Below are 18,218 nucleotides of genomic sequence, written 5' to 3'. Positions count from 1 at the left end.
GGGAATGCGGGTCAGGGTCGTCGGTGATGGGCACACAAGTCCTTGTCCGGCTCGTCGGACAGCGGTCCAGCGAACGGTCTCTCTCGGCTCGGTCCAGCTTCGCGGCTCTCGCTGGCACTTGATTGGCACCTCCTTCCATTTGCTGACCCGAAAACTACCAGGTCACAGAGCTCATGTCCGATTCGTCGGGTGTGGTACTGGTCAACTACGGGCTTGACGGCGGCTTTCTGGCAGTCGAAACCGCAGGCGATGACGTTCGCTCCCGCACCGGGCGTCCTTTGTGGACTCTCGAAGCGTTCGGCGTGCCGCATCCGGCAAGGGTGATCCTTGATCACCTGATGCGATCGGCCGGTCGCCGTGGGCTGATCGGCTAGGGTCCCGGCATGATGCGGGGGACGGCTACCCGGGCCGGGCGCGGGCCGTATCCGGAGTTCGCCGGATGAGCGGGCCGGCGGGGCTCCGTTTCTCGGTGCTGGGGCCGGTACGAGTGGAGCGCGAAGGCGCTCCGGTTCCCGTCACCGCGCCGATGCAACGAGCGGTAATCGCCGTACTACTGTCGAGAGATCGCGCTCCCGTTCCCACCGCGGCCATCGCCGGGGAACTGTGGGGCGGCGCGCCGCCCTCGTCGGCGAAGGTGACCATTCGCAACTACATCCGCAGGCTGCGCTCGCTGCTGCCCGACGGCACGCTCGTCAGTACCCACTCGGGCTATCAGCTCGTCGTCTCGCCCCGGCAGGTCGACGCCACCTTGCTGGCCGGGCTCGGCGAGCGGGCGCACGTGCTGGCGGACACCTCGCCCGCCGCCGCCGTCGAACACGCGCGGCAAGCGCTTGCGCTGTGGGAAGGGCCTCCGCTGCTCGGCATCGGAGACGTTCCGTTGCGGGCCTGGTGGGGACCCCGGCTCGAAGAGAGCTACCTCCCCATTGCCGAGTTGAGCTTCGAGCTGGAACTGCGGCTGGGGAGAGCGGCGAGGCTCGTCCCCGAGCTGGCACGTGTGCACGCGGAATTTCCCCGGCGCGAACGCATCGGTGCACTGCTGATGCTCGCCCTCTACCACTCGGGGAGGGCTGCCGAGGCCATCGCCTGTTTCCGCAGGATGCGCGCGACCATCATCACGACATCGGGCGTGGAACCGGGACCTCGGCTGCGGGAACTCCAGCAGGCCATCCTGCGAGGAGACACCGAGGCCCTCGCGGTCGATCGCGTCGCCTCCCCGGTCACCGTCGCGAAAGGCAAGGCGGTCCCGCTCCCCCCGCCTCCGGTGCACGTCGTGGGAAGAGACGACGTGCTCGCCGAACTCGGCGGCCACTTCGACGCGTTGCGCGAATCGGAAGGCGCCGCGCTGACGTGCCTGCTGCACGGGCAGGCAGGGGTAGGGAAATCCGCTGTGGCGCTGCGCGCGGCTGCCCGGTTCGCCGACCGGTTTCCCGGTGGTGTCGCCTACCTGGATCTCGGCGGTGTCGATTCAGCCGGGGTACTGGCGTCGCTGGCGGGACAACTGGGAATCGAGGCGGAAGCCGACGACCTGGCGAGCCGGTACCGGGCACGGCTTCGCGAGCGGCCGGTGCTGTTGGTGCTCGACAACGCGGGCAGTCTTTCCCAGGTTGCCGCTGTGTTGCCATCGGAGCCCGGTTGCGCCGCGATCGTCACCAGCCGCTCGCCGAGCGGCGGACCCTCCTCGGCGCCGCGGGTGCCGGTGGAACCGTTGTCCGATGTCGAATCGGTCGACCTGCTCGCCAGGCTCATCGGAACCCGCGCGGTGTCAGCCGAGCCGCGCCACGCGCTCGGCATGGCGAGGTTGTGCGGAGGACTCCCGCTGGCGCTCAGGGTGCTCGGCGCCAGGGCGGCGGCGAACCCGCACTGGTCGCTGGCCGCGTGGGAGGAGTTGCTCGGCGACGAACGCGGCAGGCTCGCCGAGCTGTGCCACGACGACATGGACATGAGGACGAGCCTGGAAGCCGGGCTGGGCGGCGACAGCGCGGCCGCGTGGTCGCTGTTCGATCTGCTCGGCGCGCTGCCAAGCCCCGAATACACGCCCGCGCTCGCCGCCGCGCTGACCGGCGTGCCGCTCACGGGCGCCGAACGGACGTTGCGAACCCTTGCCGACGCCCGGCTCGTGTTCAGCCCTTCGCCGGGCCGCTACCGGTTCCACGACCTCACCGGTGTGCTGGCGAGGGAGCGTGCGTCCTCGTTGCCGCACGGGGAAATGGCCGACGCGTTGTCGAGGGCGGGCCGCTGGTATCTCGCCGCCGTGAGACGTGTGATGGAGCGGCTGTCCGGACCGCGCTCGCCGTACGGTCTCCCGGAAGGCCGTTCCGTCGCCGCTCTCGATCCGGTGAGTTTCGATTCGGTCCGCGAGGCGCGGAACTGGCTGGCCGCCGAGATCGGGCCCATCGTCGAGGTCTTCACCGCGCTCACGGCGCATCGCGAACGCGGGGCAGCCGAACTCGCCCCTCCGCTCGTCCACGCGCTCGCGCCCTACTTCGATCTGACCCTTCGCTGGGGGGAACGCGAACGGCTCGCGGCACGTGTTCTCGCGCTCGCCGAGACCGGCCGCCCCGAACTGGAGCCGGTCGCGCTGACCCAGTTCGCCGACATCGAGCGGCAGCGAGGCAATCACGCCGAGGCGCTGCGGCTGGCGAAGCGCGCTGAAACGCTTGCCGAGGCGGAATTCGACAAGGTGACGGCCCTGCTCAGCCAGTCAGCCGTGCTGGTGCTGACACGGGATGTGGCCAACGCGGAGCGGACGTGCCGGAAGGCGGCTGACATCGCCGTGGCACACGGCTACTCCCGGCTGGAGGCGGCCGCGCTGGCCAACCTCGCCCTCGTCCACCAGGTCAGGGGCGAACCGGACAACGCGCTGATCCTGCTGGAGAAATCGGACCGGATTCACCGCGACGACGGCAACCTTCTCGGCAGGATCGGCACCGCCAACCTCGCGTCGAGCGTGCACGAGGAACGGGGAGACCGGCACGCCGTGCTCCGGCGTGCCATGACGCTGCTGCCGCTGTGTGAGGAACTGGGTGACGGATACGGCACGGCCGAATGTCGCGCGAGAACGGCGAGGTCGCTGAGGGCGCTCGGCAGGGAGGCCGAGGCCGCCGAGCACGCCGCGCGGGCTCGTGAGGTCATCGAGGCCATCGGCGCGAGAGAACGGATCGTGCCGGTGACGCTGTTCGACGCCATCGGGATCCCCGAAGGGGGGTAGCGCGAATGTAGCGGCGACCGATGCGTCTGCAACCAGTAAACGCGATGGCGGGTCTCACGGGCCGACACATGGTTGTGATCACGTGAGGAGGCCCGGTGAGTAATCGGGAAAGGACACGGCGGAACCTCGCCAGAGCGGGCTTGCTCGGCGTGGTTCTCGCCACGGCGCTGACCACGGTGCCCGCGCAGGCCACGCCCGCCGACAGGTACCAGCAACAGCAAGAACAAGAGCAAGACGAGCAGCTTGCGCCCGTGATGGTGACGCTGGACGCTTCGGGGTCGATGACGCGGGAGACCTCGGCGGGTGAGACCAGGATGGACGCGGCGAAAACCGCGTTGAACAACCTGATCGACGGCCTCGACTCGACCGCGCAGCTTGGTTTGCAGGTTTATGGAACGCAAACAGGCGAGAGTGAGAGCGAGAAGGCCGAGGGCTGCCAGGACATCGTGACCGCTCAGGAGGTCGGGCCGGTCGACGCGGACGCGCTCAAGCGCACCGTCGACGGCGTCGAGCCGTCCGGGTTCACGCCCATCGGCAACGCCCTGCGCGCCGCCGCCGACGAACTGCCCGACGAGGGACCGCGCGCGGTCGTACTCATCTCCGACGGCCTCGACACCTGTGCCCCGCCCGATCCGTGCGAGGTCGCCGAGGAACTTGCCGACGAGGGCGTCGACCTTTCCGTGCACACCGTCGGATTCCAGGTAGACGACGAGGCGAGGGAACAACTCTCCTGCATCGCGGAGAAGAGCAACGGCACCTACACCGACGCCGGTGATGCCGGTTCGCTCGAAGAGCAGTTGCCGCAGGTGGTCAGCAGGGCCCAGCGGACCTACGAGGCGCAGGGCACGCCGATTACGGGGACCGAGGACTACCCGCAGGCGCCGGAAATCAAGGCGGGGCAGTACATCGACGGCATCGACCCGAACCAGACCAAGTACTACCGGCTGAACGTACCCAAGGACTACACCGTCCACTTTGCTGCGACGACAGTGATTCCCAACAGCCAGAGCAACGGTGTGGTGTCCGTAGAGACCCGGCTGCTCGACACCGCGGGCAAGGAATGCGAGAGTTCCAGCGAAACCGAGGCCATGTGGGTTTCGCACGTCACCTCGACCCTGTCGTGGGTGGGCGAGGAAGCACGGAACTGCAATGCCGGTGACGAGGTTCTGCTCGCCGTCGAGCGAAGCGGGCCGGACGACCCGGAGGTGTGGAGCTACGACCTCGAACTGCTGGTGACCCTCGAACCGCCGCTGCGGGGAGCTCCTGGCCCCGAGGCCAACACCGCGAACGTGCCTTTCGAACTCCCCACCGGTGACGAGCGGCCGGTGACCGGCGGCGGCAGTTTCAACGATGCCACCGAGCTGTCCGGAACCGGCGTCTATGCCGACGAACTCGGTCCGGGGGAGATGGCGACCTACAAGGTGAATCTCGACTGGGGACAGAGTCTCGGCGCACAGGTCAATGTGGACGGCAGGGCCATCGACGAGGTGTTGAGCGTCGATGTCGCGACCCGGAATTCGGTGCGCTCTCCCGTGTCCGGCAACAGCACCTCTTCGGTCGTGATCCACGAGGAGCAGGAGTCGACCGACGAACTGACGATGCCGAAGGTGCTCTACGACAACCGGAACGACAGCAGTGCCGCCGCCATCGCGGGCTGGCACTACATCACGGTGCAGGCCGGAACGAAGGAGTTCAGCGGAACCCTTCCGATCAGGCTGTACGTGAACGTCGCCGGCGAGCAGGCGCAAGGTCCGCAGTACGCGGCGCCGCCGGAGGGCCAGCCAGGTGGGCTGATCACCGACTCCGGCGGCGAGCAGGGTGAGGGCGCGGGCGGTCCTTCCGAGGACAACGTCGTGACCGCCGCCGACACCGGGTCCTCGATCGATCCGCTGTGGCTGTGGCTCAGCGGTGGCGCGATCGTGGCCGGCGCCGGGCTCGGCGCGGTGTTGCTGATCCGCCGTGGTCGCGTGGCCGCGCGGGCACAGGAGCCACCGCGGCAGTGGTGACCGCTTCGGCCGGTGACTCGGTTTCGGCCGAGTCACCGGCCGCTAACATCGGGCAATGGCCCGCAAGGAGAAGAGCGCGCGACGGCTCGTGGTCGATGGCAGGCTGTTCCTCTGGTCCTTGCGTCACGACCACGACGCGCTGGGCGACGGCCGCTATGCCGGGTGCCGCGAAATTCTCGGCATCCGTCCTGACGGGGCCAAAAGACGGCTCCGGATCGTTTTCCGGGAAGGTCCCGGCCGGATCGTTCCCGACGGGCTGATCCCGTCGGGACGCGTCGGCACCGCGCCGGACAGAACCTTGAATCTGCACTTGCCCGGCACGGTCAGGGCGCTGCTGGAGAGCGTATCGGCCAGGGGTGGGCTGATTGACGGGGCCGAGGAGTTCGACGGGTGGAGCGTCTTCGACGAGGTGTTCGCCCTTCGCGGCCGACCGGCGTGATTTTCGCGGTCAGTCGAAGGATTCCAGCAGCGTCCGCAGTATGCGGGCCAGTTCGTCGCGGTCCCGCGTGCCCAGCGCCGCGAGTACCCGCTGCTCGGTGGCGAGGTGATCGGGAAGTGCTTTGTCGACAAGTACCTTGCCCGCCTTGGTGAGGCTGACGTGAACGCCTCTGCCGTCCGCGTCGTTGCGGACTCTCGTCACCAGCCCGCGATCCTGGAGCCGGTCGAGCCGCTGCGTGATCGCGCCCGAGGTGACCATGGCGTCGCGCATCAACTCGGTCGGCGTCATCCGGTGCGGCGGCGGGTTGCGGCGCAGGGTCGCGAGCACGTCGAAGGAGGCCGCGTCGAGGCCGTGCGCGGCGAAGGTGCGGGCCAGTTCGGCCTCCGCGACGCGGGCGAACCGCTTGATCCTGCCGAGTACCGCCATGGGCGATACGTCGAGGTCCGGACGCTGTGTCGCCCACTGGTCGAGGATGCGGTCGACGTGGTCGGTCATCGGGGAAGTCCAGAACGGCGCATGTCAATACCTTAGCAGTGAGGTACCTGACAGGTCTGGCCAAGTAGCTTAGCAGTGAGCTACTTTAGCTTAGTGCTAAACAACCGATGGAACGTCGTGCTGCTGACCGCGATCGCTCCGATGGTCTGGGGAACCACCTATGCCGTGACGAGTGAGCTGCTGCCGCCCGACCGGCCGCTCACCGCCTCAGTGCTGCGGGCGCTTCCGGCGGGGCTGTTGCTCGTCGCCGTCACCAGGAAGCTGCCACGCGGGTCGTGGTGGTGGCGCTCGCTCGTACTCGGAACCCTCAACATCGGCGCCTTCTTCGCGCTGCTTTTCCTTGCCGCGTACCGGCTTCCCGGCGGGGTCGCCGCGACGGTCAACGCGATCCAGCCGCTGCTCGCGATGGGGCTGTCGTTCCTGCTGCTCGGCGAAAAGCTGACGACGAGGATGCTGCTCGCGGGGATCGCGGGTGTCGCGGGCGTGAGCCTGCTCGTGCTCAGGGCGCAGGCGCGGCTCGACGTCATCGGTGTACTGGCGGCGCTCGGCGGCGCGCTGGTGATGGCGACCGGGGTCGTGCTGAGCAAGCGCTGGCGCTCACCGGCGTCGCCGCTGGCGACGACCGGCTGGCAACTCGTGGCGGGCGGGCTCGTGCTGCTGCCGGTGATGCTCCTCGTCGAAGGAACCCCGCCGACGGACCTGAGCGGGCAGAACCTCATCGGCTACGGCTACCTCATGATCGTCGGTGCCGTGATCGCCTACCCGTTGTGGTTCAGGGGCATCAGCATGATGTCGCCGACGAGCGCCGCGTTCCTCGGCCTGCTCAGTCCCGTGGTGGCGACCGCGCTCGGCTGGCTTGCGCTAGGTCAGTCGCTCACACCGCTCCAGGCGGTGGGCGCGGTCATCGTGCTCGCGGCACTGGCGAGCACCCAAATCGCGCGGCGCCCACGCCGGGAGGCGCCCCTTCTTCCCGAGGAAACCCCGACTCCGGTCGCCAGGTAAGGGCGACCGGTGACAGTAACGAAAGGAACGGATCAGATGCGCATCATCGTGTTCGGTGCGACCGGCAACGTCGGCGGACGGGTCGTCGCCGAGGCAGTGCGGCGAGGACACCGCGTCACCGCGGTCGTGAGGTCGGTTGAGCGCGCCTCGGTGCTTCCCGGGGAGGTCGCCGTCGCTGTCGGCGACGTGAGCGACCCCGACGCCGTCGCGACATTGAGCGAGGGACACGACGTCGTCGTCGCGGCTACCCGGCCGGCAGAGGGACGCGAGCAAGAGTTGGTGGCGATGACGCGCGCCCTGCTCGCGGGTTCCGCGAAGGCCGGTACCCGGCTTGTCGTCGTCGGCGGGGCCGCCGGTCTCGTCGTACCGGGAACAGGGGGACGCAGGGTGCTCGACGACCCGAGGTACCTGTCGGCCGGGTATCGCGACATCGCGCTCGCCTGCCTCGCCCAGTTCGACGTGTGCGCGGAGGCCGAAGGTACCGACTGGACCTACGCGAGCCCGCCGGCCGCCCTCGTACCAGGGCAGCGAACGGGCCGGTACCGCCGTGGCGGTGACGAACTCGTCGTCGACGACGAAGGATCCTCGGTCATCTCGTTGGAGGATTTCGCGGTGGCGTTGCTGGACGAGGCGGAGACACCGCGTTCGCGCGGAGCCAGATTCACAGCGGCCTACTGACGTATCCGGCGACCCTTGTGCCGCAAGGTAATCGCCGATGTCACGGACAGTAGGCGCAGGTCGTTGTCGAAGGTGCCATACGGGGCAACGAAAACGGAGGGCTGGTGACTCCCGACACAGGGTGTGGCATCGTGACCTCTACGATGTCGGGCACCGCGATGCGCCGAGGATGACGAGGAGACGACGCAAGAAATGTCTACCGACCACACCACACCGAGCGAGTCCGAGGTCGTCGTGCTCGACGACGGCCTGCCGACCGCCGCGCGGGTCTACGACGTGATGCTCAACGGCAAGGACAACTACGCGATCGACAGGCAGGTCGCCGAGGCCAGCCTCGGGGTCATGCCGGAGCTCAAGGAAATCGCGTTGCACAACAGGGCGCTCCTGCATCGGGTGGTGCGCTTTCTTGCCAAGGACAAGGGAATCACCCAGTTCCTCGACCTCGGTTCGGGACTGCCCACCGCGCGCAACACGCACGAGGTCGCGCAGGAGGCCAACCCGGAAGCCAAGGTCGTCTACGTCGACATCGACCCCATCGTGCTCGCCCACGGCAGGGCGATCCTCGCCGACAACCCGAACACGAAGGTCGTCACCGCCGACATTCGCAATCCCGCCGAGGTGCTCGCTCACCCCGACCTGCGCGAGTTGCTGGACTTCGACCAGCCGGTGTGCGTGATGCTGTGCGGGATCCTGCATCACCTCATGGACGAGGAAGACCCGAAGGGGCTCGTGTCGGCGCTGCTCGACGCCGTTCCCTCCGGCTCCTACTTCTTCATCACCAACTTCACCAGGCTCAGTGACTCGCCGGAAAGCGAGGAGCTGGAACGGGTTCTGCTGTCGCAGCTCGGCACCGGCAGGGTGCGCACCCCGGCCGAACTCGCGGAATTCTTCGACGGCATGGAGATTCTGCCTCCCGGCATCGTGCCCTTGCCGCTGTGGCGGCCCGACGAGCTCGTCACCGACGCCACCACCATCGGCGTGCGGTTCATGACCGGTGGAGTCGGCCGCAAGAACTGACGGCGCTCGCGTGGCCACGGCGCCGTGGCCACGCGAATCCGTTGCGCCGCAACGGTTGCGCCTCGTCGGGTCAGCGCTCCGGTATCTTCCAGAGCCGCAGGGTGTGGTCGTCGTTGGCCGTCGCCAGTGTCTTCCCGTCGGGGCTGAACCTCGCCGAGTGGATTTCGGAGTCTTCGTCCTCTTCGGATTCGTCGGTTCGCGCGTGGTCAGCGTCGATGGAGCCGAGCTCGCGCCCGTTCTCCGCGTCCCACAACCGCACCTCGCTGCGTTCGATGGTCATGATCGTGCGATCGTCGGGGCTGAGGATGCTGTGGGCTTCCATCGCGTCCAGGTTGACGTGGATGTCGATGGGCTGCCGGATCTGGTTCCCGCTAGCGGTGTCCCACAGTCGCAGGACAGTGCCTTCCGCTGCCCTGGAGATCGTCAGCAGCCTGCTGCTGTCCCGGCTGATCAGGTATTCGTAGCTACCGTCCTGCGGAAGGGTGATCGTCTCGCCAAGGGCCTGCTGACTGTCCACATCCCACAGTCGGACGGTCGAATAGTTCTTCTCTTCGTCGAAGCTGCTCTCCGCGGAACCGGAGATCAGCATGGTGCTTCCGTCGTGGTTGATGGCGGCAAAGCCGCCGTCGTCGACAATCGTGGTCAGTTCGCCGCTCGCGACGTCCCAGATCTCGGTGCCACCGCTGTAGGTCTGCATGAAGATGGTCGAGCCGTCGCCGCTCACGTCCCAGTTCGGCCCGGTGGTGATCTCGAATGGTTCGCCGATGCGGCTGCCGGTGTTCACATCCCACCGTTGCACGATCCCGTCGATCGTCAAGGTGATGACGGTGCTGTTGTCCTGGGTGAACACGACGTTGGTCAGTCCGGTGACGGGACCGATGATCTGACCGACCTGCTTGCGGCTGGCGACGTCCCAGAACTGCACGGTCTCGTCCTGGTATTCGGTCGCGATGATGCGGCCGTCCGGGCTGAACACGCCGTCCCTGACGGAGGTGGGTCCCGTCAACACGCCGGTCTGTTCGAGCGCCGCTGCCGGTTCCTCCGTCGTGGCGGTGCTTTGCGGGCGCAGCGTCCACGCCACGACACCGGCGATCACCAGAACGGCGGCGAGCGCGATCTTGAGCGAGCGGCGCCCTGCGGGTGCGTGGCCGGAGCCGACGATCGCCGTGTCCTTCGGCGGCGGTGTGCTGTCGCTGTCGCTGTCGTGCAGGGTGCCGGTGGACGGCTCTTCGACGCGCGTCGGCGGCAGGCCGGTTTTGGTGGCGGTGTCGGTGTCGCCCGTGTCTGCGTTGTCTGTGTTGTCGCCGTTGTCTGTGTTGGTGGCGCGGGTGTGTACGCGCACCATGCGTGCCCCGCCGCCGGCCTCACCGGCGGGGTCCTCGGTCAGCAGCGTCGTGTCCGGATCGAGCAACCGCGCCACGTCGCCCCAGCGCAGGCGGATCAACTCCTCCACGTCGGCCGGCCACGGCCGGACCGAAGGAGCGATCGGCCCGATCAGGTCCACCAGCTCCACCGCCGAGGGCCGGTCTCCAGGGTTCTTGGCAAGGCACGGTTCCACGACCCGCGCCACCTCGCGCGGCAAGCCCGACACGTCCGCGACCCCGCCCACGATCCGGTTCAGCGTCTCCAGCGTCGCGCCGCCCGCGAACGGCGACACCCCCGAACACGCGGCCACCACGACCGATCCCAGCGAGAACACGTCGGAGGCGCCCGACACCACCTCGCCCCGGGCCTGCTCGGGAGACATGAACGCGGGAGAGCCCACCAGCCAACCGGATCGGGTCAGTCCGTCGGCACCGTCGCCCGCGGCCCGCACGATCCCGAAATCGATCACCCTTGGACCGTCGTCGGCCAGCAACACGTTCGACGGCTTCACATCCCGGTGCACCAGACCGGCGCCGTGAATCCGGACCAGCGCCGAAGCCAGCCCCGCCGTCAACCGCATGACCGACTCGACCGGCAACCCGCCCGCGACTCCGACGACCTCGTCCAGCGAAGGCCCTGGCACGAAGACCGAAGCCAGCCACGGCAACCGCGCGTCCGCGTCCGCGTCGACGACAGCCGCCGTGTAGGCCCCCGATACCACGCGGGACGCCTCCACCTCCCGCCGGAACCGTTCCCTGAACCCCTCGTCCACCGCGAACTGCTCGTGCACGACCTTGATCGCGACAAGCCGCCCGTCGACACCGCACCCCAGCAGCACTCGGCCCATTCCGCCCCTGCCGAGTTCGCCGAGCACCCGGTATGGCCCCACCGCGCTCACATCCGTGACCCGCAACCCCACAACGCCCCCAGCAGATGACGACAACAACCCCAAGATCCTTCCAAACAACCTCGCGCCGCGGTATCACAACGTCGAAAACCGTGCGGCGAGCCGGACCGCGAGTCCCCCGCCCACGCCGCCGAGTTCCGCGCTCACGCCGCCGAGATCTGCACTCGGGTAGGCGAGTTCCGCGCTCGGGTCGCCGAGTTCCGCATCCCGCTCGGCTGACCTGCGGCACTCACCCACCGGTCGCTCGTCAGAGCGGGTAGCCATCCGGCTCCGTGCAAAATGCGAGCTACCTTGCCGATCCACCGGCGCTCCACCTGAGCGCCCGCACGGCCACGACAGTAACTCAACGTGTCCGACCCGTTACTGGTGTGCGTGAGTGCGGATCTCGCCGACGTGAGTGCGGATCTCGCTGGCCTGGGCGCGGATCTCGGCGATTCCGTGTGGGCCGCGCCATGAAGACCTTCCTGACGCCGCGCCTGGCCGTGTTAACTTGCCGGAGCCAGTCGTACCCACGCCCATGACGTGGGTCAGGGAATCCGGTGAGAATCCGGAGCTGACGCGCAGCGGTGAGCGGCGACGGGCGGGAACACGGCCACTGGACCCCGGTCCGGGAAGGCGTCTCCGCCCGGTTGACCCCGAGTCCGAAGACCTGCTGGCGCCCGAGTCCGGTCATGCCGGGCGAGGGGAAACCGTACGAACGGGCCCCGCGCATGGGCCCTCGACGCAGGGGATGGCCGATGCCGCGCTCCTTCTCGTTCCTCGTTCCGTTGCTCGTGATCGTCCTCGCCGGTTCCGCCTGTGCCACGAGTTCCGGGCAGGGGGCGGAAAAACCGAGGGTGGAGGGTTACCCGAAGGTCGTCGACAACTGTGGCGAGCGGGTCACGATTCCCGCGCCCCCGCGCCAGGCGGTCGCGCTGAACCAGGGCAGCGCCGAGATCATGCTCGCGCTCGGGCTTGCCGACCGCATGGCGGGAACGGCGACCTGGACCGACCCCGTTCTGCCCGAACTGGAACAGGCGAACGCGTCGGTTCCGAGGCTGGCCGAGAACATGCCTTCCTTCGAGCGGGTGCTCACCACCGAGCCGGATTTCGTCGCGGCCTCTTTCGTGTCCACATTGGGCACGGGAGGCGTGGCGACCCGGAAGCAGTTCGGCGAACTCGGCGTGCCGACCTACATTTCGCCGAGCGACTGCGTCAAGGACAACTCCGGTGAGGGCGACGGCGTGCGTTCGGCTCCGCTGACCATGGCCGACATCTACGGTGAGATCAGGGACATCGCCACGATCTTCGACGTCGAGGAGCGAGGGGACGAGCTCGTCGCCGAACTGGAGGAACGGATGCGAGCGGCGACCGAAGAGTCCCATGTAGACGACGTCAGCGTGCTGTACTGGTTCGCCAACGCCGAATCCCCTTATCTCGCGGGCTGTTGTGGCGCGCCGGGGGTGATCACCGAGGCGCTTGGGCTGAAGAACGTCTTCGACGACACCTCGGCGGAATGGCCACAGATCAACTGGGAGACCGTCGCCGATCGCGACCCCGACGTACTGGTCATCGGGGATCTGACCCGCCGGTCCCAGACGGCGGAGGCGGCCGAGAAGAAAATCGAGTTCCTTGAATCGCATCCGGTGACGAACAAGATGACGGCGGTCCGCAACAAGCGCTACATCCTGCTCAGCGGGCAGGCGTTGAACCCGAGCATGCGCATCGTCGACGGCACCGAACAGGTCGCGGCGGGGCTGCGGGAGTTCGGGCTCGCCGGGTGATCGACACGGTAGAGACCACGGGGCTCGCGAGGAGGGTACGCGGGCTCGGCACGGTCTGGTTCTGTGCACTCGGCCTTGCCGTGCTCGCCGTTTCCGTCGCCGTCGCCATCACGATCGGGCCCGCTGACCTCAGTGTCGGCGACGTCTGGTCGGTGCTGGCGGCGAAGACGGGGCTCGGAGAATCGGGACTGAGTCAGATTCGCACCGGGATCGTCTGGAACCTGAGACTGCCGAGGGCATTACTTGCCGCTGTCTGCGGCGCGGGCCTCGCCGTCTGCGGGGCGGTGATGCAGGCACTGCTGCGCAACCCGCTGGCCGATCCGTTCGTGCTCGGAGTGTCGTCCGGAGCTTCGACCGGTGCCGTGTTCGTCATCGTGCTCGGCGTCGGTGGCGGGGCGCTTCCCGTGCAGGGCGGTGCTTTCGTCGGCGCCGTGTTGTCGTTCGGCGTTCTGCTCGTGCTCGGTCAGACGCTGGGCGCGACGACGGAACGGGTCGTGTTGTCCGGGGTCGCCGTCATGCAGCTGTTCTCGGCGCTCACCTCGTTCATCGTGCTCACCGCCGCCGACGCGGAAACGACGCGGGGGGTGCTGTTCTGGCTGCTCGGCTCGTTCGCGTCGGCGAGCTGGGCCGAGGTGCTGGTGTGCGCGGTGGTGCTCGGCGGGGTGCTGCTCGTGTGCTTCGGCTACTCCACATCGCTCGACGGGTTCGCGTTCGGCCAGGACGCGGCGGCGAGCCTCGGGGTGGCGGTGGCGAGGACCCGGCTTGTCTTGTTGTGCGTGACGGCGTTGCTGACCGCGGTGCTGGTGAGTTCGGTCGGCGCCGTCGGGTTCATCGGGCTCGTCCTGCCGCATGCGGCGAGGGCGCTCGTCGGATCAGGCCACCGCAGATTGATTCCGGTCGCCGCCGTGACGGGCGCGGTGTTCCTGGTGTGGGTGGACACCGCGGCCCGCACGCTGCTGGACCCGCAGGAGATACCGGTCGGCGTGGTCACCGCCCTCATCGGCGTCCCCGCGTTCGTGTTGGTCCTGTATCGCACGAGGTTCGGCCGGTGAGCCAGCGACAGCGGGGACTCAGCGCCGAGCGGGTGAGCTGGTCGGCGGGTGGCAGGCTCATCGTCGACGGCGTCGACATCTCGTTGCCGCACGGCGCCACCGTCGGGCTGCTCGGTCCCAACGGTTCCGGCAAGTCGACGTTGCTGCGGCTGCTCGCCGGGCTGCGTGCTCCGGGCAGCGGGGTGGTCCGGCTCGACGGCGAGCCGCTTGCCGGGCTGCGCCGCGCGGCCGTTGCCCGCCGGATCGCGGTGGTCGAACAGCAGGCGGACACCCAGGTGGAGCTGACGGTGCGGGACGTCGTGCGGCTCGGCCGCATCGCCCACACCTCGGCGTGGGCGGGTGTGAAGGAGCACGACACGGCCGCCGTGTCGGAGGCACTGGCCCACACCGGGCTTACCGAGCTGGCAGGACAGTCGTGGCGCACCCTGTCGGGCGGGGAACGGCAGCGCGTCCAGCTCGCGCGCGCACTCGCGCAGCAGCCACGGGAACTGTTGCTCGACGAGCCGACCAACCACCTCGACATCCAGTTTCAGTTGGAGCTGCTCGCGCTCGTGGCGAGTTTGCCGGTGACCACGTTGATCGCGCTTCACGACCTGAATCTCGCCGCGATGTACTGCGACCGGCTCGTCGTACTCGACAAGGGGGTGGTGGTCGCCGAGGGGCAGCCGGGGGACATCGTCACCTCGGCCCTGATCGCCGAGGTCTACGGCGTCCGCGCCGAGGTGACGCCCGTCGGCGAGGGCGGCCGTCCGCACGTGCGGTTTCTCGGAACGACCCGCGCGGCGGTCACCGGCTGGGAAACCGGTAACTGACGTGGGTGACCAGGCCGGTCGCGCGCACGCGGGTCCGTTCGAGATCGAGGTTCCCCACGCCGGTGAACAGCCGTTCGCCTTCGCCGACCAGTACCGGGGCGATGTGCAGGTCCAGCTCGTCGATCAGCCCGGCCGCGAGGTACTGGTTCACCGTCGAGGCACCACCGGCGATCGCGACGTCGCGATCGCCCGCCGCGGCTTTCGCCTCGGCGAGCGCGGCTTCGATGCCGTCGGTCACGAAGTAGAAGGTGGTGCCGCCCTTCATCACCACCGGTTCCCTCGGATGATGGGTGAGCACGAATACGGGAGCGTGATACGGCGGGTCCTCGCCCCACCAGCCGGTCCATTCCTCCTCCGGGTTCCACTCGCCTCGGATGGGGCCGAACATGTTGCGGCCCATGACGTAGGCCCCTCCCGAGGTCACTTTCGCGATCTCGGCGGCGTTGGCCTCCGGCTCCTCGAACATCCAGGTGTGCAACCGGTCGCCGACGATCTCGCCGAGCGGGTTGTCGCGGGTCTGGTTCGGCCCGGCGACGAATCCGTCGACCGACATCGCGATACCACAGGTCACCTTGCTCATGATGGGCTCCGATCCTTGTTCGGTGGGGGTAGACCAGGGGAGCGCGGAAAACTCATCGGAGGATTCGCGCCGGGTCAGTAGCTCGCGTCGATCTCCGCTTTGCGCGCCAGCACTGCTTTCTCGACGACGGCGACCGGAACGGGCCTCGCGTCGGTGAACCGGATGCCGCCCTTGGTCGTCTCGATGTCCTGACCTTCGGTCACCGTCGCGACCACGGTGGAGCTGAAGGGGAACAACGAATAACCCCGCCGAGTCACGACGATGCTGACCAGCGGGCGCCCCCGATAGCGCAGCGCGGGCATCCCGTAACTCATGCCCTCCTCGTGCTCGGGAACCAGCTCACCCGCGTGGGCGATGAGTTTGCCGACCAGTGAACGAGCCGGTTCCTCCAGTGTGCCGACGTAATCGGTGACCTCACCCATGTCCATATCCTGCACCGATTCGCGCTCCCCGGCGAGAGCGCGAGGGTTTCGTGACACGATCACCTTTTCCCGGTGCTATTCGTGCGAATTTTCCGGTAACGCCACCGATGTTTTTCCGATTTCCGGACATACCTCATTCGTCCTGCATCGGAGTGAATTGTGGATGGGAATTCCCGGGATTTCGTGCTGCTGGAAGGCGATGTCGCCGTCGCGGTGACCCGAGAGGAGCGGCACCAGGACATTCTCTCCGGCTGGAACAGCGGCGCGAGTGTGACCGCGGAGCTGGCCTGGTGCACCATCGCCTCGGGCAAGTACCAGGGCGAACGCGCCGTCGAGGTCAGGATCGGCGGTCACCGGGTGGGTGAGCTGACCTACCTCATGTCGCGGCGCTACGAACCGATGATCGACCGCGTGCTGGAACGGGGCGGGCGGCCCGGCTGCGCCGCGCTGATCCAGGCAGGGGACCGGAAGCTGGAGGTGCTGCTCCGGCTTCCTTCGCACACGACAGGCACGGAACCGACGGTTCCGACGATGATCCCGGTTCAGCGAGAACAGACGCGGTACCTGCCTGCCGTGACCGCGTCACCTCCCGCTGAGCCCCCGCCGCCTCCCGCGCACGAGGAGCAGGCGCCGCCCCCGTGGCGTAAACCGCTGTGGATCGCCGTGGCGGTCGTCGCCGTGCTGGTGTTCGGCGGCCTGCTCAGCGCGGGTGGTGACAGTGAAGAGCCCTCGTCGCCGGTCGCGGACAGCACGACGGCGGAACCGGCCACCGCGGTCACCACGACGAGCAGCACCGTCGCCGAGCCCGCTCCGTCCACTGTCGAGCCCGTGCCCGACGAACCGGCGAGCGAGGCCGCCGAGCCTCCGCCACCGCCGGAGGCGCCGGAGCCCGTCGAGCCGAGCGCGCCCGCGCCGCCACCACCGCCACCGGTCGAACCGCCCGCGCCGGTGTCCCAGTGCGACCCCAACTACACCGGCTGTGTGCCGATCGCCTCCGACGTCGACTGCGCTGGAGGCAGCGGCAACGGGCCCGCGTACGTGAGTGGTCCCGTCGAGGTCGTCGGCAGCGACATCTACGGGCTCGACAGTGACGGCGACGGCATCGCGTGCGAATGACCGGCTGGTCCACAGTAGACGAATCGCCGTCGTGATCGCGGCGGCGATTTTCCCGCTATCAGGGAAGTGTGAACCGGCCGCTGTCGCTCCGAAGGGTACGAACCGGCGCCGAATCGGGCGCGAGCACTGTTCGAAAAGTACTTTTGGACGCGGGGAGCAGTGTCGGCGAGGCCGGGAGGGACCGATGGGCAGCAAAGGAAGGCTCGCCACGACGATCGCCGCGGCGATGATCGGTACCTGCGTACTGGTGGGGGCACCGGCGGCCGTCGCCCAGACGGCTCAGGCGAGCGACGTGCTGGCCGTTTCGCCGCCCGCCGCGAGCCCGGGGACGCTCGTCGAGATGCGGCTGGTGGCGAGCGTGACCTGTCCCGGGCCGAGTGTCCCGCAGTCCGGCGCGCTGTCGAACATCACGGTCATCCACGCCGCGGCCGACGGAACGGCCTGGCAGGGCACCGTCAAGAACGTCCAGGCAGGCTCGTACTCGATCACCGCGCGGTGCCAGACTGCGGGAAAGCAAGCCACCGGCACGCTTGAGGTCACCGGATCGCAGGTCAGCACCCGTCCCTCCGGGCCAGCGCACACCGGTGGTGGCGGTACCGCCGACGAGGCATCCGGCGGAGGCGGAGGTGGTAGCCTGATCGGCACGCTCGGCGTCGTTGCCGTGGGTGCCGTCGGCGCCTGGCTGGTGTTGCGGCGCAAGGCCGATTCCCGCGGCTGATCCACGGCCATCCGCTCGCCGTGAGCGCGGAGCTTTCGTGGAGACGACCATGCCAGGTACTTCCCAAGGTGGATCGCGCCGCTTTCCGGCCGTGCTCGCCCTGCTGGCCGGTCTCGCCGTCGTCGTGGTCATCGCGGGGCGGAACGGGGAAAACGCGGGTCGCACGGCCGAGTCGCCTGACCGGATCGAGATTCCCGGCATCGAAGCGGAGTCCAGCCTCATTCCGCTCGGGCTGGAGAAGGACGGGACGATCGAGGTTCCGCCGGTCGAGGACGCCATGCAGGCAGGCTGGTACGAATTGGGGCCGGGCGCGGGGGAGACCGGGCCGTTCGTCGTGCTCGGGCACATCGACTCGCACACCGACCCTGGCATCTTCCTGCGGCTTCACGAACTGGGCGAGGGTGACCTCGTGCGCGTGTACCGGGTGGACAAGTCCGTGGTCACCTACGTCGTCGACCGCACGGAAATTGTCGACAAGGACCGGTTTCCCACCGAGGCCGTCTACGGCAACACCACCGGCGCCGAGATCAGGTTGATCACCTGCGGTGGTGCCTTCGACCGGAAACAGGGAAGCTACGAGGAGAACTTGATCGTCTACGGCCACCTTGTGGAGTCACCGGCGTGAACGGCGGGCCCTT

At 68.4% G+C, this 18,218-nt stretch carries 18 protein-coding genes and 1 riboswitch; of the genes, 13 read left to right on the top strand and 5 right to left on the bottom strand.

All coding sequences use genetic code 11. From position 1 onward, the window contains the following. The first annotated feature begins 173 nt into the window (after positions 1–173). The 4 genes from BAY61_RS22540 (at position 174) to BAY61_RS22525 (ending at position 5,653) form a co-directional block, all read left to right on the top strand. Entirely contained in the window at positions 174–374 is a 201-nt protein-coding gene (locus BAY61_RS22540) for a hypothetical protein (protein WP_091809502.1), read from the top strand. A gap of 65 nt (positions 375–439) precedes the next feature. Beyond that, entirely contained in the window at positions 440–3,208 is a 2,769-nt protein-coding gene (locus tag BAY61_RS22535; RefSeq protein ID WP_091809504.1) for an AfsR/SARP family transcriptional regulator, read from the top strand. Between the two features lie 95 nt (positions 3,209–3,303). Continuing rightward, entirely contained in the window at positions 3,304–5,214 is a 1,911-nt protein-coding gene (locus tag BAY61_RS22530; RefSeq protein ID WP_143021446.1) for a vWA domain-containing protein, read from the top strand. Positions 5,215–5,269: 55 nt separating this feature from the next. Continuing rightward, entirely contained in the window at positions 5,270–5,653 is a 384-nt protein-coding gene (locus BAY61_RS22525) for a hypothetical protein (RefSeq protein WP_091809507.1), read from the top strand. 9 nt (positions 5,654–5,662) lie between these two features. On the opposite strand, the gene BAY61_RS22520 is transcribed toward BAY61_RS22525, so the two are convergent. After that, positions 5,663–6,148, bottom strand: a complete 486-nt coding sequence (locus BAY61_RS22520) for a MarR family winged helix-turn-helix transcriptional regulator (RefSeq protein ID WP_091809509.1) — start codon at positions 6,146–6,148, stop codon at positions 5,663–5,665. 93 nt (positions 6,149–6,241) lie between these two features. Here BAY61_RS22520 and BAY61_RS22515 point away from each other — a divergent pair, with 93 nt between their 5' ends. The 3 genes from BAY61_RS22515 (at position 6,242) to BAY61_RS22505 (ending at position 8,845) form a co-directional block, all read left to right on the top strand. Further along, on the top strand, positions 6,242–7,150 hold the full coding sequence (locus BAY61_RS22515) for an EamA family transporter (protein ID WP_091809511.1): 909 nt from the start codon (positions 6,242–6,244) through the stop codon (positions 7,148–7,150). 36 nt (positions 7,151–7,186) lie between these two features. Further along, the gene (locus BAY61_RS22510) at positions 7,187–7,828 is read left to right on the top strand and encodes an NAD(P)-dependent oxidoreductase (RefSeq protein WP_091809513.1); all 642 of its coding nucleotides are present in this window, start codon (positions 7,187–7,189) and stop codon (positions 7,826–7,828) included. Positions 7,829–8,020: 192 nt separating this feature from the next. Next, entirely contained in the window at positions 8,021–8,845 is an 825-nt protein-coding gene (locus BAY61_RS22505; RefSeq protein ID WP_091809515.1) for an SAM-dependent methyltransferase, read from the top strand. 70 nt (positions 8,846–8,915) lie between these two features. Here BAY61_RS22505 and BAY61_RS22500 read toward each other — a convergent pair whose 3' ends face one another. Both BAY61_RS22500 and BAY61_RS33080 read right to left on the bottom strand, forming a co-directional pair. Next, positions 8,916–11,108: a WD40 repeat domain-containing serine/threonine protein kinase gene (locus BAY61_RS22500; RefSeq protein ID WP_143021447.1), complete on the bottom strand. Its 2,193-nt coding sequence runs from the start codon at positions 11,106–11,108 to the stop codon at positions 8,916–8,918. 84 nt (positions 11,109–11,192) lie between these two features. Continuing rightward, on the bottom strand, positions 11,193–11,381 hold the full coding sequence (locus BAY61_RS33080; protein ID WP_143021448.1) for a hypothetical protein: 189 nt from the start codon (positions 11,379–11,381) through the stop codon (positions 11,193–11,195). A 219-nt stretch (positions 11,382–11,600) separates the two neighbouring features. After that, a riboswitch (cobalamin riboswitch) is annotated at positions 11,601–11,788 on the top strand. Between the two features lie 66 nt (positions 11,789–11,854). On the opposite strand from BAY61_RS33080, the gene BAY61_RS22495 reads away from it, so the two are divergent. Genes BAY61_RS22495 through BAY61_RS22485 form a run of 3 tightly spaced genes read left to right on the top strand, consistent with a single transcriptional unit; the run spans position 11,855 to position 14,744 of the window. After that, positions 11,855–12,880: an ABC transporter substrate-binding protein gene (locus BAY61_RS22495; protein WP_091809518.1), complete on the top strand. Its 1,026-nt coding sequence runs from the start codon at positions 11,855–11,857 to the stop codon at positions 12,878–12,880. Beyond that, on the top strand, positions 12,877–13,932 hold the full coding sequence (locus tag BAY61_RS22490) for a FecCD family ABC transporter permease (RefSeq protein ID WP_091809520.1): 1,056 nt from the start codon (positions 12,877–12,879) through the stop codon (positions 13,930–13,932). The genes BAY61_RS22495 and BAY61_RS22490 overlap by 4 nt, the downstream gene beginning before the upstream one ends. Then, entirely contained in the window at positions 13,929–14,744 is an 816-nt protein-coding gene (locus tag BAY61_RS22485) for an ABC transporter ATP-binding protein (protein ID WP_091809522.1), read from the top strand. Before BAY61_RS22490 ends, BAY61_RS22485 begins: the two co-directional genes overlap by 4 nt. Here the strand turns inward: BAY61_RS22485 and BAY61_RS22480 are convergent. Then, on the bottom strand, positions 14,719–15,324 hold the full coding sequence (locus BAY61_RS22480) for a dihydrofolate reductase family protein (protein ID WP_091809524.1): 606 nt from the start codon (positions 15,322–15,324) through the stop codon (positions 14,719–14,721). The genes BAY61_RS22485 and BAY61_RS22480 overlap by 26 nt on opposite strands. Positions 15,325–15,398: 74 nt before the next feature. Then, complete coding sequence (locus BAY61_RS22475) at positions 15,399–15,746, bottom strand: iron chaperone (protein WP_091809525.1); 348 nt, start codon at positions 15,744–15,746, stop codon at positions 15,399–15,401. Positions 15,747–15,905: 159 nt separating this feature from the next. Between BAY61_RS22475 and BAY61_RS33390 the strand changes: the two genes are divergently transcribed. The 3 genes from BAY61_RS33390 to BAY61_RS22460 all read left to right on the top strand — a co-directional run bounded on the left by BAY61_RS33390 (position 15,906) and on the right by BAY61_RS22460 (position 18,205). Then, complete coding sequence (locus BAY61_RS33390) at positions 15,906–16,862, top strand: hypothetical protein (RefSeq protein ID WP_143021449.1); 957 nt, start codon at positions 15,906–15,908, stop codon at positions 16,860–16,862. A gap of 184 nt (positions 16,863–17,046) precedes the next feature. Then, a complete protein-coding gene (locus BAY61_RS22465; protein ID WP_091809528.1) occupies positions 17,047–17,580 on the top strand; it encodes a hypothetical protein in 534 nt (177 codons plus the stop codon). A gap of 49 nt (positions 17,581–17,629) precedes the next feature. Then, the gene (locus BAY61_RS22460) at positions 17,630–18,205 is read left to right on the top strand and encodes a class F sortase (protein WP_091809886.1); all 576 of its coding nucleotides are present in this window, start codon (positions 17,630–17,632) and stop codon (positions 18,203–18,205) included. Positions 18,206–18,218 lie beyond the last annotated feature (13 nt).

Origin of the sequence: Prauserella marina (assembly GCF_002240355.1) — a bacterium.
Classification (GTDB): domain Bacteria; phylum Actinomycetota; class Actinomycetes; order Mycobacteriales; family Pseudonocardiaceae; genus Prauserella_A; species Prauserella_A marina.
This window is presented reverse-complemented; position numbering and strand designations above follow the sequence as displayed.